Genomic DNA, 23,108 nt, shown 5'->3' with positions numbered 1-23,108 from the left:
CCCCAGGTTAGAGAAGCCGAGGCCAGGCCCGGATGCCACCGAAGTGCCAGCCTCACGTCATACCCAGGTCCTACGCCAAGCCAGCCCCGGCCGCCCCACCCGGACAAGGCCGCCCATCCGGCCTCGTCCCCACCCACCGTCGAAGGTGACGTCCGGCCCAATGTGGGCGCGGTCGATCACGCCCTCGCGTAGGCGGGCGGCTCCTCGATGTGGGGGCGAGTTCCGGGTCGTCCCAAACTGCGGCGGCCAGCGCCGGCTGAGCGGCCTCGCCGACTCCACCCGGTCGCCAGCGCCGCCGCCCTCTGACTGTGCCCCGCGGTCCGTCCTCTGTGGGGCTGGAGCCAGTGCGTGCGGCGTCCCGTACCTGCGACCAGGCGCGCAGAGACCTCAGGGCGCGCCGAGTGGGATTCGGGGGTGCGTGCGGGGGCTAGATTCCAGGTATGGAGCCTGCTGAGGCATTGCGGCGGATCGCTTTCCTGCTGGAGCGTGCGCAGGAGCCGACGTTTCGGGTGCGCGCGTTCCGCAAGGCCGCCGACCTCGTGGACGGGATCCCGCCGGACGAGCTGGAGAGCCGTGCTGAGCAGGGAACGCTCGGCGATCTGCCCGGCATCGGCAAGGTGACGGCCCTGGTGATCAGCGAGGCGCTGCACGGCGAGACGCCGGTCTACCTGCGGCGGCTGGAGGCGACCGAGGGCGAGCCCGTGGACGAGGCCGCCGGACGGCTGCGGGCCGCGCTGAAGGGCGACCTGCACCTGCATTCGGACTGGTCGGACGGTGGTTCCCCGATCCGCGAGATGGCCGAGGCCGCGATCTCGATCGGCCACGAGTACATGGCGCTGACCGACCACTCGCCTCGGCTGAGCGTCGCGAACGGCCTGTCGGCGGAGCGGCTGCGCCGCCAGCTCGACGTGGTCGCGGAGCTGAACGCCGAGCTCGCGCCGTTCCGGATCCTCACCGGCATCGAGGTGGACATCCTGGAGGACGGCTCCCTCGATCAGGAGCCCGACCTGCTCGAACGCCTGGACGTGGTGGTCGCCAGCGTCCACTCGAAGCTGCGCATGGAGCGGGTCGCGATGACCGAGCGCATGGTCAAGGCCATCGCGAACCCGCAGGTCAACGTGCTCGGTCACGCCACCGGACGGATCGTCAAGGCGGGCGGACGACGCGGCGGCCTGCGTCCGGAGTCGGAGTTCGACGCGGGGCTGGTCTTCGACGCCTGCGCCGCCTATGACGTCGCGGTCGAGATCAACAGCCGTCCGGAGCGGCTCGACCCGCCCAAACGCCTCCTCCGCCTCGCGGTCGAGGCGGGCTGCACGTTCTCGATCGACTCCGACGCCCACGCCCCCGGACAGCTCGACTGGCTGCCCAACGGCTGCGACCGCGCCGCCCGCTGCGGCATCCCCGCCGACCGCGTCGTCAACGCCCTCCCCGTCGAGGACCTCCTGGCCTGGTCCCACCCCGACCGCTGACCCACCCCGACCGCTGACCCGCCCCGACCGCTGACCCGCCCCGACCGCTGACCCACCCCGACCGCTGACCCACCCCGACCGCTGACCCGCCCCGGGCGCTGACGCGCCGCGCTGGGGTCGGTTTTGTCGGTGGGGGTGCGTACGGTCGGAGGGGTGAACCGCACTGACCGGTTGTATGCGCTGGTGGAGGAACTGCGGGCGAGCGCGCCGCGCCGCCGCAGCGCCCGGGAGCTGGCAGGACTCTACGAGGTGAGCGTCCGGACGATCGAGCGTGACATCGGCGCGCTGCAGCAGGCGGGGGTGCCGATCTACGCGGACGTCGGACGTGGCGGCGGGTACACGCTCGACAAGGAGCGGACGCTGCCGCCGGTCAACTTCACCGCGAGCGAGGCCGTGGCGCTGGCGATCTGCCTGGGCCGCGCGGGCGACAGCCTGTACGCGAAGGCCGCGCGGACGGCGCTGAACAAGATCCTCTCGGTGATGCCCGAGGCGGACAACGACGCCGCCCGCGACCTGGCGTCGCGCATCCGGTTCCACGTCCCCAAGGAGGAGTCCGCCGTATCGCGGCCCGCGCGGGACGCGGTGCTGGAGGAGGCGATGCTCGCGCGGCGGGTCGTCCGGATCACCTACGTCGACCGGTTCGGCAGCGAGACCGAGCGGGACGTCGAGCCGCAGGCGTTCACGGTCGCCGATCGCGGCTGGTACCTGCTGGCATGGTGCCGGTTGCGCGGTGAGTGCCGGGTGTTCCGCCTCGACCGGCTCCTGCGCGCCGTCCCGCTGGACGAGATCGCGCCCGAGCGGTCGTGGGACTCGCTCGGCGAGCCGCCGAAGGAGATCCGCACGAGGACGCTCGAACTCGCCTGAGAACCTCGGCGACTCGTCCGCAAACACCGACAGGGGGTTGTCGCGGGGCCGCGCGAACCTCTCTCCGAAGCACGGAAGAGCGAAGGAGAGACCCATGGCCGATGTGCCGTTCAACTCTGTGGGCTGGTTCGAGATCGGTACGGGGCGGCCGGACGAGACCAAGCGCTTCTACGGCGAGCTGTTCGACTGGTCCTTCAAGATCGACGAGTCCGGCGAGATGAAGTACCACGAGGTCACCGCGCCGGAGGCGGAGGGGCCGTCCGGCGGGATCCTGGAGTCGGACGGCCACTTCCCCGACTACGCGATCTTCTATGTGGTGGTCCGGGACGTGGCCGAGACGGTCGCGCGCGCCGAGGAGCTCGGCGGCCAGGTGGTCGTCCCGCCGAGGAAGAACGCCGGCGGTCTGACCATCGCCCAGCTCCAGGACAGCGCCGGGCACCACTTCGGCGTCTTCTCACCCCCGACCGTCTGACCCCTCCAGCCGTCCGACGTCCGATGTGCGCACGTCAGACGGTGCGCACCGTCTGACGGCTGCGCCGTTCGAACCACGGGCTCGGTGCTCGTGGGGCCGCTGTTCCGCCGGTGGTCGTCCCGCCTCGCCACGTCGTCTCTGGACGGACGTGCCGTGCCGGGCCGTCCGGCCGGGGACGCGGAAAGGCCCCGAGGTCGCGACCAAGCACGGTCGCGCCCCCGGGGCCTTCGCGTGTCCAACGTCGATCATGGACGCGGGACATCGCGCGACGCCAGGCGACGTCAGGCTTCGCCGCCCGTTTTGCTCTCGGCGGTCTGGACGCCGCCCGCGAACGCCTCGTCCACCGGGGAGTTCAGCCGGTAGTGCTCGATCGCCCGCTGCAGCACCTCGTGCTTGACCTCGCCCGCGCGCGCGAGCCGGGTCAGGACGGCGAGGACGATCGACGCCGCGTCCACGTGGAACACGCGGCGCGCCGCCGCGCGCGTGTCGGAGAAGCCGAAGCCGTCGGTGCCGAGCGCGGTGAAGTCGCCGGGCACCCACGGGGCGATCTGGTCCGGGACGGCGCGCATGAAGTCCGACACCGCCACGGACGGCCCGGACGCCTCGCCGAGCCGCCGCGTGACGTACGGGACGCGCTGCTCCTCGTCCGGGTGCAGCATGTTCCACTCGTCGCACGCGGCGGCCTCGCGGGCCAGCTCGTTCCACGAGGTCGCCGACCAGACGTCCGCCGAGACGCCCCACTTCTCGGCGAGCTGGCGCTGCGCCTCCAGCGCCCAGCGCCCCGCGACGCCGGACGCGAGGATCCGCGCCCTCGGCGCCTGCCCGCCCGGCTCGGACGGCCGCTGCAGGTAAAGCCCCTTGAGCAGGCCCGCGACGTCGAGGTTCTCGGGCTCGGCGGGCTGCTGGTACGGCTCGTTGTAGATGGTCAGGTAATAGAAGACGTCCTCGCCGTGCGGATGCCCCTCGGACGCCCCGTACATGCGGCGCAGCGCGTCCTGCACGATGTAGGCCAGCTCGTACGCCCACGCGGGGTCGTAGTGGACGCAGGCGGGGTTGGTCGCGGCGAGCAGCGGCGAGTGGCCGTCGGCGTGCTGGAGGCCCTCGCCGGTCAGCGTGGTACGGCCCGCGGTCGCGCCGAGCAGGAAGCCCCGGCCCATCTGGTCGCCGAACGCCCACGCCTGGTCGCCGGTCCGCTGGAACCCGAACATCGAGTAGAAGATGTAGACGGGGATCATGAACTCGCCGTGCGTGGCGTAGGACGTCCCGGCCGCGATCGCCGACGCCATCGAGCCCGCCTCGCTGATGCCCTCGTGCAGCATCTGGCCCTGCTCGGACTCCTTGTACGACAGCAGCAGCCTCCGGTCGACCGCCTCGTAGGTCTGGCCGTGCGGCGAGTAGATCTTGGACGTCGGGAACAGCGAGTCCATGCCGAACGTGCGGTACTCGTCCGGGGCGATCGGGACGAACCGGGCGCCGATGTTCTCGTCCTTGATCAGGTCCTTCAGCAGCCGGACGAACGCCATCGTGGTCGCGACGCTCTGCTTGCCCGACCCCTTGCGCAGCTCGCCGTACACCGGGTCGCCGGGCAGTTTCAGCGCCTTCGACCGGACGACCCGCCGCGGCAGGAAACCGCCGAGCGCGGCGCGCCGCTCCCGCATGTACTCGATCTCGTCGGAGCCCTCGCCCGGGTGGTAGTAGGGCGGCAGCTCGCCCTCCAGGGCCGAGTCGGGGATGTCCAGGTAGAGCCGGTCGCGGAACAGCTTCAGCTCGGCCTTGGTGAGCTTCTTCATCTGGTGGGTGGCGTTGCGGGCCTCGAAGTCGGGCCCGAGCGTCCAGCCCTTGATCGTGTGCGCGAGGATCACGGTCGGCTGGCCGACGTGCTCGCGCGCGGCCTTGAACGCCGCGTAGACCTTGCGGTAGTCGTGGCCGCCGCGCGACAGCCGCCGCAGGTCGTCGTCGGTCAGGTGCTCGACCATCTTGCGCAGCCGCGGGTCGTCGCCGAAGAAGTGGTCGCGGATGTAGGCGCCGGACTCGACGGTGTAGGTCTGGAACTGGCCGTCCGGGGTGGTGTTCATCCTGTTGACCAGCACGCCGTCGACGTCCTGGGCGAGCAGCGGGTCCCAGTCGCGGCCCCAGATGACCTTCAGCACGTTCCAGCCCGCGCCGCGGAAGAACGACTCCAGCTCCTGGATGATCTTGCCGTTGCCGCGGACCGGACCGTCCAGCTGCTGCAGGTTGCAGTTGACGACGAAGGTGAGGTTGTCCAGCTCCTCGCGGGCGGCCAGGCCGATCGCGCCGAGCGACTCGGGCTCGCCCATCTCGCCGTCGCCGAGGAACGCCCACACGTGCGAGCGCGAGGTGTCCTTGATCTTGCGGTTGTACAGGTAGCGGTTGAACCGGGCCTGGTAGACAGCGTCGATCGCGGTGAGTCCCATCGAGACGGTGGGGAACTCCCAGAAGTCGGGCATCAGGCGCGGGTGTGGATAGGACGAGAGCCCGCCGCCCGGGTGGCTGAACTCCTGCCGGAAGCCGTCGAGTTTGTCCTGCGGGAGACGCCCTTCGAGATAGGCGCGCGCGTAAATGCCGGGCGCGGCGTGCCCCTGGATGAACACCTGGTCGCCCGACTCGCCGTGGTCCTTGCCCCGGAAGAAGTGGTTGAAACCGACCTCGTACAGCGAGGCCGCCGACGCATAGGTCGCGATATGCCCGCCGACCCCGAGTCCGGGGCGATTGGCGCGCGAAACCATGATCGCCGCATTCCAGCGGATGTACGCGCGGATTCGGCGCTCTATGTGCTCGTCGCCCGGGAACCAGGGCTCGTGCTCGGGCGGGATCGAGTTGATGAAGTCGGTGCTGCGCAGGCCGGGGACTCCGACCTGGAGCTCCCTGGCACGCTCCAGCAGGCGCAGCATCACGTACCGCGCCCTGCCCCGCCCCTCGGTCTTGATGACCGTGTCCAGCGACTCCAGCCACTCCCGGGTCTCGTCCGGGTCGATGTCCGGCAGCTGGCTCGGCAGGCCGTCACTGATGATCGAGAATTGCCGTCCGGAAGCCACGGGATCCCCTCTGCGCTCGGCGTCTCTGTGCTCGGAGTCTGTCCGTGAAGCGGGGTGAACGCGTGCGGGACGACGTTCCTCCGCCTGGTCGTTCGAGTCGTGTCGTCGATCCATCGTCGCCGTTCCGCGCGACCAACGCATCTCTACCGGCCGGTAATCATTCTGGCCGCCGGAACGCCCTACGTAACCTCCGAGAATCCTCCTTTCCACGCTTTTTGGTCTACTGAATGCTTGCCGATCGTAAAAAGACCGCGAAGCGGTCACCCCGGCCCCTTGGCGGAGGGCCCGTCCCGTACCAGGGTGGAAGGGAGACACCGAGGAACCCCGGTGCCCGCGGGGAGGAATCCGGTGTCAGTACGGAGGTACCGATGAAGGCCATGGTCGGAGACCGCCTGCACATCCACCGCAACCACGTCGGCGTGACCGACACCATGGCGGAGATCGTCGAGGTGCACGGCGAGGACGGCGCCCCGCCGTACGTCTGCCGTTTCCCCGACGGCCATGTCGCCACGGTCTACCCGGGCCCGGACGCCGTCGTCGAGCAAGCGGTCCTGCGCCCCGTCCCGCACTGAGCGGCGGGGCCCGGCGTCGCGGAGGTGATTGATCGACGGCAGATCCTGGTAGACAGGGGCTATGGAGAGCACCGTGGTCCAGGTGACCACCGGGAACGGCGAGGTGGTGCGGGACATCACACCGGAATGCGCGCGGTTCGCCGCCGAACGGGGCGGCGACGGGCTGCTCCACGTCTTCGTGCCGCACGCGACGGCCGGGGTGGCCGTCCTGGAACTTGGCGCGGGGAGCGACGACGACCTGCTCGCCGCGCTCGCCGATCTTCTGCCCGCCGACGACCGCTGGCGGCACGCGCACGGATCGCGCGGGCACGGCCGGTCGCACGTGATGCCGGCGCTGATCCCGCCCTTCGCGACGCTGCCCGTCCTGGGCGGACGGCTGCAACTGGGCACCTGGCAGTCGGTGGCCCTTGTCGACCTCAACGTGGACAACCCGGACCGGCAGGTACGGTTGTCCTTCCTTGCGGGATGAGCGTGGGTTGTTACGCTCGGTGGGTGTTCCGTCACGACGTCCGGCGCGAATCGGCCAATGAGGCCACCAAATGCCGGGAAGACACTTGCGCGAGGGGGCTCCACTTGTGTGGACTGTCCCGCAAAACCCGCGCGGGGCGGGAACGGACCGCCACGGGGGCGGCCCGGATCGCCCGGTTCGGACTATCGACCATGGGAGGACTTTCGTGAGCGCGACCGCGGGTCAGGCGCAGTCTGAGCGCAGCCTGGCCGAACGGCTCGGATTCAAGCCGGACCAGGTGGTGCAGGAGATCGGCTACGACGACGACGTCGACGAGGGGCTCCGCGACAGCATCGAGGCCGTCACCGGCGTCGAACTCGTCGACGAGGACTACGAGGAAGTCGCCGACGCCGTCCTGCTGTGGTGGCGCGAAGAGGACGGCGACCTGTTCGACGCCCTCTCCGACACCCTGGCCCTGCTGGCCGACGGCGGCGTGGTGTGGCTGCTCACCCCCAAGGCGGGGCGGGACGGCCATGTCGAGCCGAGCGACATCGACGAAGCAGCCTCCTCGGCCGGGATGACGCAGTCCAAGAGCGTCTCGGCGGCGGGCGACTGGTCCGGCACCAAGCTCGTCCCCCCGAAGGGCCGCTGACGCCTTTGATCCTGTCCCGCACGTGACACGGGCCCGTGTCCGCCTCCGGTCCTCTCGGGACCGGGTGGCGGCGCGGGCCCGTGGCAGACTGTGCGGGACGGGTCCTCGCATGGGCGGGGACGAGTAACCCGCCCCCCGGGCGGGTCGATCCTCGGGAGAGGCATTGGCGGTCGAGGTAGACGGCGTCGCACCGGACTTCGAGCTGAAGGACCAGCACGGGACCCCGGTGAAGCTGTCGGACTTCCGCGGTAAGAAGAACGTCGTCCTGGTGTTCTTCCCGCTGGCCTTCAGCGGCGTGTGCACGGGCGAGCTGTGCGAGATCCGGGACGAGCTGCCCACGCTCGTCGGGGACGACGAGACCCAGGTCATCGCGGTCTCGGTCGACTCGATGTTCGCCCAGCGCGCCTGGGCCGAGAAGGAGGGCTACGAGTTCCCCCTCCTCGCCGACTTCTGGCCACACGGCGGCGTCGCCCAGGCATACGGGGTGTTCGACGAGGAGCGCGGCCTCGCCCGGCGCGGCACGTTCGTCATCGACAAGGAGGGCGTCGTCCGCTGGACGGTCGTCAACGCCATCCCGGACGCGCGCGACCTGAACGAGTACCGCAAGGCCCTGGCCGCTCTGTGATCCTGTGTTGAACGGAGCCTCCGGTTCCGCATCCTCGCCTGGAGGCTCGGACGCGGCCCGGAAGCTCGTGCGAGCGCGGCATCGCTTCGCGATCAACCGCTCGGGGGCTCGCCTTCGGCGTCGTCCCCGAGCGGTTGGTAACGCGCTCGCGCCGGTTGCGGTGGTCGCGTGGGACTCCGCACACTTGACGCATCGGCCGGGCGTCCGCCCGGCCTCCCGCACCCGTTGGAGGTGTGATGCCCTGCTTCCGCTGCGGGGCGCGGCAGACCGATCCGGCGCGGGGCGCGAGCCCCTGGCGGCGCGGGGTCCTCGCCGACCAGCAGGTCCTCGTCTGCCCGTCCTGCCAGGCCGCGGACGGCTGGTCCGACGCCCTCGACCACTGCTCGTCCTGCGGCTCGGCCGCGCTCGTCTGCCGCCTCGGGGACGTGGAGTGCCGTGACTGCGGCCACACCCGTGAGGCCGTCCGCGATACGGCTGACCGGCCGCCCGAACCCGTCTCGTCCGAACCCGCGGCGGCCGCCGACCTTTCGCAGGAGGTCGCGGCGGCTCTCGGTCGCGTGCTCGGACGTCCGCTGACCTAGGGGAACGCGTTCGTCAGGACGTCCTCAGGACGTTTCCAGGACGCGGAAGGACAGGCCGGCCTTGACCAGGCGGTCGATGAGGGCGTCGCCCATGGCCTGGGCGGTGGTGACCTGCCCGGCGGTGTCCGGGAGATCGTCCATGGCGAGGCACAGCGCGGATTCGGCCAGCATTTTGGACGTCTCGCCATAGCCGGGATCGCCGCCCGAAACCTCGGTCACGACGCGCCGTCCGCCGCCCTCGCCGACGAACGTGAGGCTGAACCAGTGCCCGGCGCGCTGCTCGGCGGACGGGCCCTCGCCCGGCGTGCCGAGCTTCAGCAGCAGCGCGCGGGTCGGCGGGAGCTGGGCGGCGGCGATGACGCAGGCCGAGCCGAGGGCCAGGCCGACGGCGCTCGGCAGGCGCTTCACGGCGAGGAAGTGGCCGAAGGTGAAGTCCGGGCCGTAGCGGTCGAGCGCAGTGGCCGAGCGGGCGACGATCTGGGAGTCGATGACCGGAAGTGGCAACGTCCATCCGGCGCGGGCGTGCGGGACCGGGCCGCGCGCGAGGCCGACCTTCCGTCCGGACATGGGGGCGGGCTCGGCGCGGCGGCGGTCGCGTTCGGCGCGGATCATGCCGGGAACGTCCGCGAAGATGCCGACGGAGGAGTGCAGCGTCCCGCCCGAGAACCTCGCGTTGACCCGCAGGAACGCCTCCACGCGGAGCGGCGCGTCCTCGGGCAGCCGCTGGACGGTGAAGTAGGCGCCGAGGTCGGACGGGATGGAGTCGAACCCGCACGCGTGCACGAGCCGCGCGCCGGACCGGACGGCCTGCTCGTGGTACTTCACGTACATCCGGTCGACGAAGGTCGGCTCGCCGGTGAGGTCGACGTAGTCGGTGCCGAGGCGGGCGCAGGCGGCGACGAGCGGCTCGCCGAGCCGGACGTACGGGCCGACCGTGGAGATCACGACCCGGGTGGATCCGGCGACGCGCTCGATCGACGCCTCGTCGGCGGTGTCGGCGCGCAGCAGGGGCAGCACGGCGAGCGTGGGGTCGATCGCGGCGAGCCGGTCGCGGACGTCCTCGAGCCTGGCGGTGTCGCGCCCGGCGAGGGCCCAGCGGACGCCGGGCTCGGCCCGCCTGGCCAGGTACTCGGCGGTCAGGCCGCCGGTGAAGCCGGTCGCGCCGAACAGGACGAGGTCGTACGGACGGTCGGTCATGGCTGCGGTCACGGCTGCGTCCCCTCCACGAGTCTGGCCTCGATTGTGTCGGATGCGGCGAATCGCCGTGCGCGCGGGAGCCCCCGCGCCCGCGAGGTGGTCGGCCGGGCGCCTCCGGGAGGACGTTCACGAACCGTCGTCCCGACTTTCGTGACAGTTGATACGAATGTTCCTTCTGTGGGGATTGATCGGTCGGAAGATCGTCATCCCCCCACAGGAGGTGGGCCCATGCGGGCTCGGCTCGCCGGCGCGCTGTGCGCCGTACTGCTCGTGGTGACCGGGACGACCGCGGCCGGTGTGTCCGGCCACGGACGGCTCCGGTTCGCCGTCACCCTCTCCCCGTCCGCCGCCCGGCAGGCCGGCAGGGCCGCCGTGGACGGCCGCGCCTACGTGATCGTCTCCCGGAAGGGGGACTCCGAGCCGCGCGACCAGATCGACATCACGGGCGGAGTCCCGTTCTGGGGACGGAACGTCGACGGCGTCCGGCCCGGCGGGACCGTCGTCCTGGACGCGGGCGGCGGGACGTACGGGTACCCGCTCAAGAGCATCGCGTCGCTGCCCGCCGGGCGGTACTCGGTGCAGGCGTTCTTCAACACCTACGACACGTTCAGGCGCGGCGACGGCTCGACGGTCAAGATGCACATGCCCTGCGGGGACGGCATGGACCTGTTCGACTCGCCCGGCAACTTCTCCAGCAGCCCGCGCTGGGTGGACATCGACCCGGCGCACGGCGGGACGGTCGATCTGACCCTCGACCACCTGATCACGCCGTCCCAGCCGGTCCCGGCGGGCGGCACCTGCCAGCAGGGGAATCCGGCCGACTCGGCGCACGTGAAGCACGTCAAGATCCAGAGCCCGGCGCTGTCCAGGTTCTGGGGGCGGCCGATCTACATCGGCGCGAACATCCTGCTCCCGGCCGGATACGACCCGGACGGGTCCGTCCGCTACCCCGTCGAATACCACTTCGGGCACTTCACCACGAACGCTCCGCGCGGCTTCCGCGAGGACGGCGGCAACGCGTTCTCGAAGTGGTGGCTCTCGGACGCGGCGCCGCGCTTCATCGTCGTCGAGCTCCGCGAGGAGAACCCGTTCTACGACACGTCCTACGCCGTGGACACCCCGAACCTCGGGCCCTACGGGCAGGCCACGACGCGTGAGCTGATCCCGGCGATCGACGCCCGGTTCCGCACGATCGCCGAGCCGTACGGACGCCTCACCAGCGGCGGTTCGACCGGCGGCTGGATGGCGCTGGCCGGGCAGGTCTTCTACCCGGACGTCTACGGCGGCGCGTTCGCGGGCTACCCCGACCCCGTCGACCTGCGCCGGGAGCAGATCGTCAATGTGTACGGCGACGGGAACGCCTACGAGACCGTCCGCGAATGGGACCGGACGCCGCGTCCGGACAGCCGGAACGTCGCGGGCGACACCAACTACGTCAACGCGCAGGAGAACCTCTGGGAGCTGGCCCGCGGCGACAAGGACCGCTCGGGCGGCTCCTGGGCCATGTGGGAGGCCCTGTTCAGCCCCCGGGGCAAGGACGGCTACCCGGCTCTGGCCTGGGACAAGGCGTCAGGGACGATCGATCACTCGGTGAGCGCGGGCTGGACGGCGATGGACCTGTCCGCCAAGGTCGCCGCCGAGTGGCCGACGCTCGGGCCCAAACTCCAGGGGAAGGTCTTTGTGTACGTCGGGGATACCGACACCTACTTCCTGAACACGGCCGTCGAGCTGTTCCAGCAGCGCACGGACGCCCTGGCGAACCCGTCCTCGGGGTTCGCCTTCGTGTACGGACGCGCCAAGCAGCACGGCTGGTCGCCCTACACGGCGCAGGAGTGGTTCCAGATCTACGCCGACCACGTCGCGCGGCACGCGCCCAAGGGAACGGACGTGGCCGCGTGGCGCGGACCGCGCGCCACGCCGCGCCTGAGCGCCTCGGGAGGGGTGATCGTCCCGCCGGAGAAGCACGTGGGCCTGCCGCGCTGAGGCGGGGGACGCCGCTGTTGATCAACCGTTCGCCGCGCCGGACGGACCGCTCCCCGCAGGAGTGGTGCCGTCCGGCGCGGCGGGCCGTCCGCCCGGCGCGGGAGGCCGTCGATCGGGTAACGCTGTCGTGCGGAGATGCGACGACGATCACATCGCGAGGCGGGATGGGAGTCCCCATGTCCTAGTGTTGGCACGACCGACAGGAAGATGTGGGGGAGACGTTGCTGAACCCTGAGGACCTGTACGAGCTGGACGCGGACCTGCCCGAGATGACCGGGCCGGTGCTGCTGCACAGCCTCGACGGCTTCGTGGACGCCGGGCAGGCCGGACAGCTCGTCCGCGAGCACCTCCTCGACTCCCTGGACGGCCGGGTCGTCGCCCGGTTCGACGTGGACGCGCTGCTCGACTACCGGGCCCGCCGCCCGCTGATGACCTTCGACCGCGACCACTGGTCCGCGTACGAGGCTCCCGAGCTGGTCGTCCGGCTGCTGGGGGACGAGGTGGGCACGCCGTTCCTGATGCTCACCGGCCCCGAGCCGGACCGGCAGTGGGAGGGCTTCGCCGAGGCCGTCCGGTCGCTGGTGGAGCGGCTCGGCGTGGCGCTGACCGTGGGCTTCCAGGGCATCCCGATGGGCGTGCCGCACACCCGCCCGGTCGGGCTGACCGCGCACGCGACCCGTCCCGACCTGATCACGCGGACGTCCTGGTTCGACAAGGTGCAGGTGCCGGGCAGCGCCGCCGCGCTGCTGGAGTACCGGCTCGGCGAGCACGACCACGACGCGGTCGGGTTCGCCGTGCACGTCCCGCACTACCTCGCCCAGTCCGCCTACCCGGCGGCGGCCGTCGCCGCGCTGGAGGCGGTGGTCGCGGCCACCGGCCTGGTGCTGCCGTCCGACGGGCTGCGCGAGGCCGCCGTCCACACCGACGCCGAGATCGCCGAGCAGGTCGCGGGCAACGCCGAGGTCGAGAAGGTCGTGACCGCGCTGGAGCAGCAGTACGACGCGTTCGCGGGCGCCGCCGAGCGCGAGTCGCTGCTCGCCGAGCGGCAGGACATGCCGACCGCGGACGAGCTCGGCGCGCAGTTCGAGCGCTTCCTCGCCGAGCAGGACCGTCCCGACACCCCGTGACCGCCCGCCCGGACCCGCCGGTCGCTCCGGTGGAGCGGCCGGCCGGTTCCGGGGAGCCGCGGGTCAGCGCTCGCGCGGGGTGACGTCGTGCCAGCCGTCCGGGCCGGGGAGCGTGGCGGCGGCGTCCGGGCCCCACGAGCCCGGCTCGTACGGCAGGGGCACGTCGGTGGCGTTCAGGACGGGCTCGACGATCCGCCAGCACTCCTCCACGACGGGCAGGGACGCGAAGTACGTCTGGTCCCCGGTGATCGCGCCCTCGATGATGTTCTCGTAGGGCATCTCGACGCGTCCGTACACGTCGGCGAAGTCCACGCGCAGCGGCACCGGCTCGGACGGCTCGCCGCTCTCGGGCTGCTTGACCACCATCTCCACCGTCATGGCCGCCTCGGGGACCATGTGGAACCTGATCAGGTTCGGCGCGGGCCTGCCCTCGCGGTCCGGGTAGAGCGTGACGGGCGGGGTCTTCATCTCCACGACCACCTCGGTCGAGGTCGTCCTGAGGGCCTTCCCGCTGCGCAGCAGGAACGGGACGCCCTGCCAGCGCCAGTTGTCCACCCATACCCGGGTCGCGAAGTAGGTCTCGGTCCGGGAGTCGGGCTTGACGCCCTCGACGTCCAGGTAACCGCGGTACTGGCCGCGCACGGTGTCGGCGGGGTCCATCTCGCGCGTCGCCTGGAGCACCCGGTGCTTCTCCTCCTGCTCCGCCTCGGGGTCGGACGAGGCGGGCGGCTCCATCGCCAGGAACATGAACACCTGGAGCATGTGGTTCTGGACGACGTCCTTCACGCAGCCGACCGCGTCGTAGAACGAGCCGCGGTCGGCGACGTCGAAGTCCTCGAGCAGGTCGATCTGGACGTTGGCGATGTGGTCCCGGTTCCACAGCGGCGCGAGCAGCTCGTTGGCGAACCGGGCCGCCTTCATGCCCTCGACCGCGACGTCCCCGAGGAAGTGGTCGACGCGCAGCAGGTGGTCCTCGTCGAAGAACCGGGTCAGCTCGGCGTTCAGGGCGTCGGCGCTGGCCAGGTCGTGGCCGAACGGCTTCTCGACGACGAGCCGGGCGTTCTCGTTCAGCCCCTCGGCGGCCAGCGACTCGGCGACCCGGGTGAACAGCGAGGGCGGGACGGCGAGGTAGTGGCTGACGAACCCGCCGCCGCGCGTCGCCTCGCGCAGCCGGTCGTGCAGCCGGGAGTAGGTCGCGCCGTCCTTGAAGTCGCCCGTGACGAGGCTGAGGCGCTCGGCCAGCCTCGCGAAGACCCGCTCGTCGAAGTCCGGGACGGCCGCCTGGATCCAGGTCCGGGCGTGGGAGCGCAGCCCCTCGTCGTCCCAGTCGGAGTAGGCGGCGCCGACGACCGGGACGTCCAGCAGGCCGCGCTCGGTCAGCCGGTACAGCGCAGGGAAGATCATCTTCTGGCACAGGTCGCCGGTGATGCCGAACAGGGCGAGCGCGTCCGCGCGCTTCGGGGTCTTCATAACGGTGCGTCCTCCTTCGTCCTTCCTGGTCGTCCTTCGTCGTCGCGGGCGGTTCCGGCGCGTCAGCCCGCGAGGATGCCCCACGAGCCGGTGTGCGACGCCCCGGGCTCCAGCCGGACGAGGTCGACGCCGTTCACGAACGCGTTCGGCGGGCAGGTCATCGGCTCGACGCCGAGACCCTTCCGCCGCAGCTCGGGCGGCACGTTGTCCGCGGTGTAGACCTCCAGCCAGGGATGCGTCCGGTCGAGCCAGAACGAGGTCCGGCGGTTCACCCCGGACAGGTGCACCCAGGCGCGCCCGGTGTCGTCGCGGTGCAGGTCGGTGAAGGCGCGGTCGATCTCCAGCGGGCCGAGTTTCCGCCCCCGGCGCAGGTCGTACCCCGTCCCCTCGACCGGACGCGGCGGACCCGGCGGGATCATCCGGTCGTTCACCGGCAGGTACCGGTCGCCCGGGATCTGGACCACGCACTCGTCGATCGGCTCGCCCACCGACAGGTACGGGTGCGCGCCGTGCCCGTACGGCGCGGCGGCGCGGCCGTGGTTCCCGGCGGTCACCGTGACCGTCAGGCCGTGCGTCTCGTGGACGGCGTACTCGGCCGTGACGTCCAGGCGGAACGGGTAGCCGGGGGAGCCGAGCAGCCGGGTCGCGAGCGAGACCCGGTCGGGCGCGCGCTCGACCTCGCGCCAGGTGGCCCAGCGGACCAGGCCGTGGATGGCGCAGTCGAACTCCGGCTCGTTGACGTCCAGGACGTGCTCCTCGCCGTCCCAGGTGTAGCGGCCCTGGTCGACCCGGTTCGGCCAGGGGATCAGCAGCTGGCCGAACGCGGCGGGCGCGACCTCGTCCTCGCCGTGGCTGAGGACGAGCGGCTCGTCGTCGTGGGTGAGCTCGCGCAGGCCCGCGCCGACCTCGGTCACGACCGCCCGGTAGGGCCCGGCGGAGATCGTGTACTGCTCGCCGGTCACGGCCAGCCCGCCCCGGCTGGTCTCGACTGCTGATGTGCTCATCGCGGGACGTTCCTCCTCTGGACGTGACCGCTCGGATGTGGTCGCTCGGGTGTGGTCGCCGAGGCGCTGGGCCGGGCCCTCCGGCCGGTGTTCCGGTCAGGCGCTCTGCCCGACGCGCTCGGTGGGGCGGTGCATACCCCGGATCTCGGTGTCGATCTGCTGGAAGGTGCGGTCCTTGGTCTCCGGGACGCGCGCGACGATGTAGGCGAGGGCGATCACGCAGACCACGCCGAACACCCAGAACGTCGGGCCCTGGCCGAGGGCGTCCGACAGCGGCAGGAACGCCTGGCTGACGACGAAGTTGGCCAGCCAGTTGACCATGGTGGCCAGCCCGGCCGCCTCGGCGCGCGCCTCCGGCGGGTAGATCTCGGAGTTGAGCAGCCAGAACACCGGCCCGAGGCCGATCGCGAACGCCATGATGTAGACGAGCGTGGAGGTGAGCGCGGTGACGCTGGAGGCGTTCCCGGACAGGGTCGTGAAGGCGAGCCCCATCGGGACGGTCGCCAGCGCCATCAGGCTCACCGAGACGATCAGCAGCCGCCGCCGTCCGAGGGTGTCGGTGAGGCGCATCGCGACCAGCGTGACCAGCACGTTGATCGCGCCGATGATGATCGAGTAGACGAGGGCGTTGGACGCGTTCAGCCCGGTCTTCTGCATGATCGTCGGCGCGTAGTACATGATCGTGTTGATCCCGCAGAGCTGCTGCAGCGCGCCCAGCGTCAGGCCGATCATCAGCGCCGGGCGGATGGCCGGGGAGGCGAACAGCTCCCGGATCGACAGCGTCTTCCCGGACTCCTCGCGGGCCCCGCCGTAGCCCTGGATGACCTTGTCCACATGCTCCGCGGGGATGTACTCGCCGACCACCCGGCGGGCCTGCTCGTCCCGGCCGTGCCGTTCCAGCCAGGCCGGGGTCTCGGGCGCGACGCTCATCCCGGCCAGCATCAGGACGGCGCCGATGATGCCGAACGCGAACATCCCGCGCCAGTTCTGGGAGTCGGAGAGCAGCAGGTCCACGATGTAGGACGACAGCAGCCCCAGCGTCACCATGAGCTGGTTGGTCGAGACCATCCTCCCGCGGACCTTGGTCGGGGCCAGCTCGGACAGGTACACCGGCACCAGCGCGGACGCCCCGCCGACGCCGAAGCCCAGGATGAACCGGGCCAGCAGCAGCGTCCCGACGTTCGGCGCGAGCGACGCGAGCCCGAGCCCCACGATGAAGATCACCGCGATCAGCAGCAGGGACCGCCGGCGTCCGATCCGGTCGGCCAGCCGGCCCGCGAACGGCGCGGTGATCGCCGCGCTCAGCAGCAGGACGCTGACGACCGCGCCCTGCATGAACGGGCCGAGGTGGAACTCGTGCCGGATGAACAGCATCGCGCCGGACACGACGCCGGTGTCGTAGCCGAACAGCCAGCCGCCGAGCGCCGCGCAGAACGTCCAGAAGGCCACCCTGCGCTTGGCGTGCAGCGGCAGCCGCTCGATCTCCGGCCCGTGCGTGACCGGCGCGCTCGCGAATCCGGCGGTCATGGCTCACCTCGCGGAGGAGAAGGACGCGCGGGCGCCCGTGGACGTCGGGAATCCTCCGGACGGAGGTGAAACCGATGGATCGCCCTCTTGATGGCGATCTTCCCCTTCCGGCCCTGTGCGGACGCCCCAGAGCCGGTCAAGGAATCCCAGCGAGAACACCGCCCGGGACGCTCCGGCGGGGTCCTGAGCTGAGGGAAACCGTTTCGCGTTAGTCCCCGCGAACCGGGTACGCTTGCCCGGTCGCCAGGGCGTCCGTCCTCGGCCGGGGCGCGTAGCTCAGGGGTAGAGCACCCGCCTTACAAGCGGGTGGCCGCAGGTTCGAAACCTGCCGCGCCCACCTCCACGTTCGGGCCCCGTCTTCCCTCCGAAGGCGGGGCCTTCGGCGTCCTCGGCGGGGGTCCCGGGCCGGGTGTGACCGGGCTCTCAGGGGTGTTTGCGCAGGTCAGGTGCGTTTTAACATGCCGTTCACAAATGGGCAACAGGTCCGAAATGCCCTGTTGCGATGTTCTTCTCGTCCGGACGAACCGGGCCGGCGGATGGAGGAGACGTTGAGCTACAAGGCCGAATACATCTGGGTCGACGGCACCGAGCCCACCGCGAGGCTCCGGTCCAAGACGCGGATCCTCGCCGACGGCGCCGAGCTTCCGGACTGGGGCTTCGACGGCTCCAGCACCAACCAGGCCCCCGGTGACAACTCCGACTGCGTGCTCAAGCCGGTCCTGTGCGTGCCCGACCCGATCCGCGGCGGCGAGAACAAGCTGGTGCTGTGCGAGGTGTACCTCGTGGACGGCACGCCGCACCCGACCAACAACCGGGCCAGGCTTCGTCCGGTCGCCGAGCGGTACGCCGAGCAGGACTCCTGGTTCGGCATCGAGCAGGAGTACACCTTCTTCCAGGCGGGCCGCCCGCTCGGCTTCCCCGAGACCGGCTTCCCCGCCCCGCAGGGCCCGTACTACTGCGGCGTCGGCGCGGACGAGGTCTTCGGCCGCGACATCGTCGAGGCCCACCTGGACGCCTGCCTCGAGGCCGGGATCAAGGTCTCCGGCATCAACGCCGAGGTCATGCCCGGCCAGTGGGAGTTCCAGATCGGCCCGGCCGGCCCGCTGGAGGTCTCCGACCACCTGTGGCTCGCCCGCTGGCTGCTGTACCGCATCGCCGAGGACTTCGACGTCGCCGCGACGCTCGACCCCAAGCCCGCCAAGGGCGACTGGAACGGCGCCGGCGCGCACACCAACTTCTCCACCAGGGCGATGCGCGAGTCCTACGACGCGATCATCACCGCCTGCGAGTCGATGGGCGCCGAGGGCAAGATCGAGGAGCACATCGCCGGGTACGGCCCGGGTATCCAGGAGCGGCTGACCGGCCTGCACGAGACCGCCCCCTGGAACGTCTACTCCTACGGCGTCTCCGACCGCGGCGCGTCCGTCCGGATCCCGTGGCAGGTCCAGGTGGACAAGAAGGGCTACATCGAGGACCGGCGTCCGAACGCCAACATCGACCCCTACAACGTCACCCGCCTGCTCGTGAACACCTGCTGCGAGGCGCTGGAGAAGGCCGGCCAGGTCTGATCCGGCCGATCTGAGCCGGTCGATCTGAGCCTTCTGCGGCCGATCTTCCCGATCCTCCCGGCCGAGGGCCCCGCGATCCGTCGCGCGGGGCCCTCGGCCGTTCCTTATGTCCGTCCCCGGGCGCGTCGCCCCACGGTTGCCAAATGACCGCAAAGTGTTACTCGGCCGGGAGTCCGCGCAGGTCGCCCCGGGTAGCACTCAGGCATCCGCAGCGGGGGGAGGGGACATGGCGGAGACGCCGAGCGGGCCGTCCGCCGCGGGCGGCGGACGGCCGGGACGGGGCGGCGCGCGTCCGGGGGGACCTCCCCCGCCGCAGGCGTGGCGGAGGTCCTTCCGCTGCCGCGAGACGGTGCGTCCCGCGAGGAGGCCGCCCGCCCGGTACGCCGACTTCGCCGCGCTGCACGACTCCTTCGACGACGCGGACGTCGCGACCCGCAGGATCTGGCTGGTCGGGCTCGGCTCGGCCCTGGTGACCGGGATCCTGGCGTTCGGCTCGGCCTACGTGATCCGGATGATGTCCGGTGTGCCCGTCCCGTCCTTCGTGGACCGGACGCTCGGCCCGGGCGGCGCGGGCACCGCCTACGCCATCTGCTCCGCCGCCGTGACGCTCCAGCTCACCGCGCTCGTGCAGATCCTGCTGGCGACCGCGCGGCGGCCCGTCCGAGCCTTCCTCTGGTCGGGCGGCCTGCTGGTGCTGCTGGTCACGGCCCTGCCGCCGCTGGTGGGCGGCCCGATCCAGGCGACCGCGACGACCGCGGCGCTCAACCTGTGCGGCGGCGTCGCCGTCGTCGCGGTGATCTCCGCGGCGGCGTCCATGATCGGCCCGCCGCCGCTCTTCGACCCCTGACCGGACGGCCCGCGAGGGCGGAGGTCAGGACGGGGAGGTTCAGCGGCCGACGGTGATCACGAGGGGGTCGGGGGCGAGGGTCGTCGACACGCGGGTCGGGACCAGCCGCCGCCGGACCTGGTGCTGGAACGGCTCGGCCGGGGCCAGCACCCGGAACTCGCGGTGGATCCCGGACACGCCCATGACCAGGTGCACGCCCCAGCGTCCGCGCGGCAGCGGGTCGTCGATGAACGAGCGGGTCAGCGGGACGGCGGCCGTGTAGGTGAACAGGCCGTCCACCTGGCCGATCCGGACGAACGCGTCGTACTCGCGGGCGGTGTGCGGGTCGCGCAGCGACAGCCACGCGGTCACCAGGGTCGTGCCCGGCAGGACGAGGTGGCCGCTGATCATCAGCTCCTCGTCCCGGTCGTTCCAGGTCAGCGTGTCGGCCTGGCAGTCCCCGGCGGTGCGGGGCTCGCCGCCGACGTCCAGGGCGAGCTGGCCGTGCCGGTCGAAGTACACCGTGACCGGGGTGGAGCCGGGGAGGAACCGCCGCTGCGGGACGCCGTCCAGCGGGACGGCCGTGCCCGGACGCAGCGGGGTGACGCGCGCGCCGTCCGGGGACTCGACGGCGAGGTCCAGGTCCCACACGCCGTGGGGGAGCGTCGCGCCGGCCAGGGCCGTGGCGAGGTCGACGCCCGCGTCGAACGCCGTCCCCTCGTCGTCGTGCGCGGGTTCGACGGTGACCGGCAGCACCCGCTCGCCGTCCCGCTCGCGGACCAGGACCACCAGGTCGGAGGCGGCGACCCGGACGCCGGGCACCCGCCCGCGCAGCCGGAGGACGCCGTTCGTCCAGCCCACCTCGGTCAGGTACGGCTCGTCCATCCCGTCCCCTCGCGTCAGGTCCGCCACTTGGAGATCATCTACCCGGACGGCGGGCCGCGCACCCGGGATCGCGTCGCTCACGGGACGACCGTCACGGGCCAGCGTCCGGCGCGGACCAGCCGGACCGCGACCGACCCGATCAGCCTGTGACCGGCCTGCGCGGAGGCGCCGACGATCACGGCGTCCGCGCGCACCTCGTCGGCGATCCTGGTGAGCACCGAGGCGGGGTCGCCGGGCTCCCGGCGGAACTCGTAGGAGACGCGCGCCCGCTCGGCCGCCTTCTCCAGCTCGGCCCGCATCTCCTCGGCGACCTGCTCGGACGCCTCGCGCACGACGGCCGCGCCGCCGGGCGTCAGCGTGGACATCGCGGCGACCGCCACCGCGTACACGAGCACCAGGTGGGCGTCCGACCTGCGGGCCAGCCCCCAGGCGTACGCCGCCGCGTGCAGGGAGGGGTCGGAGCCGTCCACACCGCACACGATGACCTTCGGCCCGTCCGTGGCCAGTTCGAACACGCCTCCCAGGCTATCGGGGGACGAGCCGTGCCAGAAGGTGAGGGAGACGGAGGGATCCGGAGTCCAGCGCGGCATACATCTCTTCCAGCTCCGCATACCCCAGGTCGCGGGCGACCGCGAGGGCGTCGCCGCTGGCCTCGGCCGCGAGCAGGTCCACGCGCCGTCCGGCGAGGGCCTCGGCGAGGAGCCGCCGACCCGCGTCGGCGGACCGTTCGGCGTGGTGCCGGGCGAGCCATTCGGTGATTCCTACGCGCGCGTGAGCGGTCACCGCGAAGTCCAGCCAGTCGGCGGACGGCGAGGCTCCCGGCTCGGTCAGCACCTCGACCACGTTCCCGCTGCGCAGCTCGACCGACAGCGGCGCGAGACGGCCGTTGACCAGCGCGCCGATGGAACGTTCCCCCGAACCGCCGTCCAGGGCGTAGGCGAAGTCCAGGGCGGTCGCGCCCTCGGGCAGCGTGACCATCCGGCCCTCGGCGGTGAACGCGGCGACCGTGCCGGGCGCGAGGTCGGCGCGCAGGCCGTCCAGGAACCGGTCGGACGGGGCGGCGGACTGCCAGGCCAGCAGCCGGCTCAGCCAGACCAGGTCGCGGCGGCCCGCGACCTCCCGCTCGGCCGCGTGGTCGCCCGCCTCCCGGACGCTCGCGACGATCCCGTACTCGGCGAGCGGGTGCATCGCCCGGCTCCGGATGATCACTTCGAGGGGGTCGCCGTCCGGGCTGACGACGCGGGTGTGCAGCGACCGGTACAGGTTGTCCTTCGGCGTCGCGATGTGGTCGCGGAGCCGTCCCGGGATCGGGTGCAGGACGGAGTGGACCGCTCCGAGCGCGATGTAGCAGTCGGTGTCCGGGCCGTCCACGAGGATCAGGAGCCGGGCCGCCTCGCCCGGACGCAGCCCGTCGACGTCCCCGCCGCGCGCCTTGTGCACCGCGTACAGGTGCCGCGGCCGGACGCACGTCTCGCCCGTCACCTGGTGCCCGCGCAGGGCGGGGCCGATCCGTCCGATCGCCGGGCCGAACACGGCGGGGCCGCGCGCGAGGGCGGCGGCGACCGCGTGGGCCGCGGCGGCGTGCCCGTCGGGGTCGCGGGCGGCGAACGCCAGGTCGTCCATCTCCCGTTGCAGCACGCGGATGCCGAGCCGCTCGGCGAACGGGACGAGCAGCTCGTGCGAGGCCGTGGCGATCCGGATCCGCTTCTCCGGCGACTGGAAGCCGAGCGTGCGCAGGTTGTGCAGCCGGTCCGCCAGCTTGATCACCAGGACCCGCAGGTCCGCCGCGGCGGCCAGCACGATCTTGCGGAAGGTCTCGGCCTCGGCCCGCGCGCCCCAGCGCTCGCCGTCCAGCTTGGTCACCCCGTCCACCAGGACGGCCACCTCGTCGCCGAAGTCGGCGCGCAGCTCGCCCAGCGTGTACGGGGTGTCCTCGACGGTGTCGTGCAGCAGGGCGGCGACGAGCGTCGCGGTGTCCATGCCCATCCCGGCGAGGATGGTCGCGACCGCGAGCGGATGGGTGATGAAGGGCGCGCCCGACTTGCGCAGCTGCCCCCGGTGCAGGCGCTCGGCGACCCGGTAGCCGCGGACGATCTCGCGCTCGTCCCGGCCGGGGCAGACCGCCCGGTACTGCGCCAGCAGCGGCGCGAGCGCCGGGTCGCAGGGGCGGCCGGTCGTTCCGCCGGGCGCGTGCGGTTCCGCGGCGCGCGGCGGACGTCTGCGCGCGCCGGATGTGTGCTGGTGGGGCGTGCGTTCCCGCACGCCGCGGACTCTCATCGTCCACCCGCCTGACACCGGCCCGTGGCGTGGATGCTACGGGGTGTAACTGGCATTATGCGCGAAGTGTCGGCTCGGGCGCGAGAGGCCCCCGGGCGTGGGACGGCGGGGCGGGCCGGACTCGCGCGCGGACGCCATTCGGCCGTCCTCGACGGTAAATCATTGTCGAATGGGCGCGTGCCGTCAGGAATAATTCACGCCCTCCCCGCGATGATGGGCGCCGGTCCCGTGGCCGTCCGCTGTCAACGACGCCTGCCGGGGGTGGAGCGGGTTGGTCAATATTTTCCTGTTCGCCACTCTTGGGTGGATGGTGGTGTCGCGCTCGCGGAGTCGATGCGGGGCCGCTGCTCGCCGGGCCGCCGGGCCGTTCACCGGCTGATCGACGGCGGTGAGGGCGCGTCCCGTCCCTGCGGGGCCCTCGGCGATATGGACGGCCGTGAATTTTTGACCGGATGGCAATTCATAAGCCCTATGTGAGCCTTCCCGTCATGTGTCGCCCGCGATG

At 71.9% G+C, this 23,108-nt stretch carries 20 protein-coding genes and 1 tRNA gene; 13 read left to right on the top strand and 8 right to left on the bottom strand.

Going from position 1 to position 23,108, the window contains the following annotated elements; translation table 11 throughout:
* The first annotated feature begins 440 nt into the window (after positions 1 to 440).
* The 3 genes from P696_RS0140815 (at position 441) to P696_RS0140805 (ending at position 2,805) form a co-directional block, all read left to right on the top strand.
* On the top strand, positions 441 to 1,469 hold the full coding sequence (locus P696_RS0140815; RefSeq protein ID WP_026416835.1) for a PHP domain-containing protein: 1,029 nt from the start codon (positions 441 to 443) through the stop codon (positions 1,467 to 1,469).
* A 153-nt stretch (positions 1,470 to 1,622) separates the two neighbouring features.
* The gene (locus P696_RS0140810; protein ID WP_026416834.1) at positions 1,623 to 2,333 is read left to right on the top strand and encodes a helix-turn-helix transcriptional regulator; all 711 of its coding nucleotides are present in this window, start codon (positions 1,623 to 1,625) and stop codon (positions 2,331 to 2,333) included.
* 94 nt (positions 2,334 to 2,427) lie between these two features.
* Positions 2,428 to 2,805 (top strand): VOC family protein, encoded by a 378-nt coding sequence (locus P696_RS0140805; protein WP_026416833.1) that lies wholly within the window; start codon positions 2,428 to 2,430, stop codon positions 2,803 to 2,805.
* 281 nt (positions 2,806 to 3,086) lie between these two features.
* Here P696_RS0140805 and aceE read toward each other — a convergent pair whose 3' ends face one another.
* Positions 3,087 to 5,861, bottom strand: a complete 2,775-nt coding sequence (gene aceE / locus P696_RS0140800; RefSeq protein WP_026416832.1) for a pyruvate dehydrogenase (acetyl-transferring), homodimeric type — start codon at positions 5,859 to 5,861, stop codon at positions 3,087 to 3,089.
* 368 nt (positions 5,862 to 6,229) lie between these two features.
* Between aceE and P696_RS0140795 the strand changes: the two genes are divergently transcribed.
* The 5 genes from P696_RS0140795 to P696_RS0140775 all read left to right on the top strand — a co-directional run bounded on the left by P696_RS0140795 (position 6,230) and on the right by P696_RS0140775 (position 8,739).
* The gene (locus tag P696_RS0140795) at positions 6,230 to 6,433 is read left to right on the top strand and encodes a DUF1918 domain-containing protein (RefSeq protein WP_026416831.1); all 204 of its coding nucleotides are present in this window, start codon (positions 6,230 to 6,232) and stop codon (positions 6,431 to 6,433) included.
* A gap of 61 nt (positions 6,434 to 6,494) precedes the next feature.
* Positions 6,495 to 6,902, top strand: coding sequence for a YjbQ family protein (locus P696_RS0140790; protein WP_026416830.1), 408 nt, complete (start codon positions 6,495 to 6,497; stop codon positions 6,900 to 6,902).
* 205 nt (positions 6,903 to 7,107) lie between these two features.
* Positions 7,108 to 7,533, top strand: a complete 426-nt coding sequence (locus P696_RS0140785; protein ID WP_026416829.1) for a DUF3052 domain-containing protein — start codon at positions 7,108 to 7,110, stop codon at positions 7,531 to 7,533.
* Between the two features lie 163 nt (positions 7,534 to 7,696).
* Positions 7,697 to 8,158, top strand: coding sequence for a peroxiredoxin (locus P696_RS0140780; RefSeq protein WP_026416828.1), 462 nt, complete (start codon positions 7,697 to 7,699; stop codon positions 8,156 to 8,158).
* 236 nt (positions 8,159 to 8,394) lie between these two features.
* Positions 8,395 to 8,739, top strand: coding sequence for a hypothetical protein (locus P696_RS0140775; protein ID WP_026416827.1), 345 nt, complete (start codon positions 8,395 to 8,397; stop codon positions 8,737 to 8,739).
* A gap of 24 nt (positions 8,740 to 8,763) precedes the next feature.
* On the opposite strand, the gene P696_RS0140770 is transcribed toward P696_RS0140775, so the two are convergent.
* Positions 8,764 to 9,936 (bottom strand): saccharopine dehydrogenase family protein, encoded by a 1,173-nt coding sequence (locus P696_RS0140770; RefSeq protein WP_034489603.1) that lies wholly within the window; start codon positions 9,934 to 9,936, stop codon positions 8,764 to 8,766.
* Positions 9,937 to 10,164: 228 nt separating this feature from the next.
* On the opposite strand from P696_RS0140770, the gene P696_RS51575 reads away from it, so the two are divergent.
* Together P696_RS51575 and P696_RS0140760 are read left to right on the top strand one after the other, a co-directional pair.
* Complete coding sequence (locus P696_RS51575; RefSeq protein WP_051469030.1) at positions 10,165 to 11,919, top strand: alpha/beta hydrolase-fold protein; 1,755 nt, start codon at positions 10,165 to 10,167, stop codon at positions 11,917 to 11,919.
* A gap of 221 nt (positions 11,920 to 12,140) precedes the next feature.
* Entirely contained in the window at positions 12,141 to 13,046 is a 906-nt protein-coding gene (locus P696_RS0140760; RefSeq protein WP_026416825.1) for a proteasome assembly chaperone family protein, read from the top strand.
* Positions 13,047 to 13,109: 63 nt separating this feature from the next.
* Here the strand turns inward: P696_RS0140760 and zwf are convergent, their stop codons facing one another.
* The 3 genes from zwf to P696_RS51570 all read right to left on the bottom strand — a co-directional run bounded on the left by zwf (position 13,110) and on the right by P696_RS51570 (position 17,047).
* Positions 13,110 to 14,516 carry a glucose-6-phosphate dehydrogenase gene (gene zwf / locus P696_RS0140755; RefSeq protein WP_026416824.1) on the bottom strand — a complete coding sequence of 469 codons (1,407 nt, stop codon included), beginning with the start codon at positions 14,514 to 14,516 and terminating at the stop codon, positions 13,110 to 13,112.
* Between the two features lie 62 nt (positions 14,517 to 14,578).
* Positions 14,579 to 15,520, bottom strand: a complete 942-nt coding sequence (locus tag P696_RS0140750) for an aldose 1-epimerase family protein (RefSeq protein WP_051469028.1) — start codon at positions 15,518 to 15,520, stop codon at positions 14,579 to 14,581.
* 96 nt (positions 15,521 to 15,616) lie between these two features.
* Complete coding sequence (locus P696_RS51570) at positions 15,617 to 17,047, bottom strand: sugar porter family MFS transporter (RefSeq protein WP_064744324.1); 1,431 nt, start codon at positions 17,045 to 17,047, stop codon at positions 15,617 to 15,619.
* Between the two features lie 265 nt (positions 17,048 to 17,312).
* Between P696_RS51570 and P696_RS0140740 the strand changes: the two genes are divergently transcribed.
* From P696_RS0140740 to P696_RS51565, 3 genes are all read left to right on the top strand, one after another.
* Positions 17,313 to 17,384: transfer RNA gene (locus P696_RS0140740), tRNA-Val, on the top strand.
* Between the two features lie 211 nt (positions 17,385 to 17,595).
* Entirely contained in the window at positions 17,596 to 18,615 is a 1,020-nt protein-coding gene (glnII, locus tag P696_RS0140735) for a glutamine synthetase (RefSeq protein ID WP_026416822.1), read from the top strand.
* Positions 18,616 to 18,841: 226 nt separating this feature from the next.
* Positions 18,842 to 19,462 (top strand): hypothetical protein, encoded by a 621-nt coding sequence (locus tag P696_RS51565; RefSeq protein ID WP_051469025.1) that lies wholly within the window; start codon positions 18,842 to 18,844, stop codon positions 19,460 to 19,462.
* Positions 19,463 to 19,501: 39 nt separating this feature from the next.
* On the opposite strand, the gene P696_RS51560 is transcribed toward P696_RS51565, so the two are convergent.
* Genes P696_RS51560 through P696_RS51555 form a run of 3 tightly spaced genes read right to left on the bottom strand, consistent with a single transcriptional unit; the run spans position 19,502 to position 22,588 of the window.
* Entirely contained in the window at positions 19,502 to 20,353 is an 852-nt protein-coding gene (locus tag P696_RS51560) for a hypothetical protein (protein ID WP_157430233.1), read from the bottom strand.
* Positions 20,354 to 20,403: 50 nt separating this feature from the next.
* Entirely contained in the window at positions 20,404 to 20,841 is a 438-nt protein-coding gene (locus P696_RS0140720; RefSeq protein ID WP_245628008.1) for a universal stress protein, read from the bottom strand.
* Positions 20,842 to 20,851: 10 nt separating this feature from the next.
* A complete protein-coding gene (locus P696_RS51555) occupies positions 20,852 to 22,588 on the bottom strand; it encodes a RelA/SpoT family protein (protein ID WP_245628007.1) in 1,737 nt (578 codons plus the stop codon).
* Positions 22,589 to 23,108 lie beyond the last annotated feature (520 nt).

It is taken from the genome of Actinomadura oligospora ATCC 43269 (assembly GCF_000518265.1).
Taxonomy (GTDB): Bacteria; Actinomycetota; Actinomycetes; order Streptosporangiales; family Streptosporangiaceae; genus Spirillospora; species Spirillospora oligospora.
Note: the sequence above shows the minus strand (reverse complement) of the source record. Positions and strands in the feature narration are given on the sequence as shown.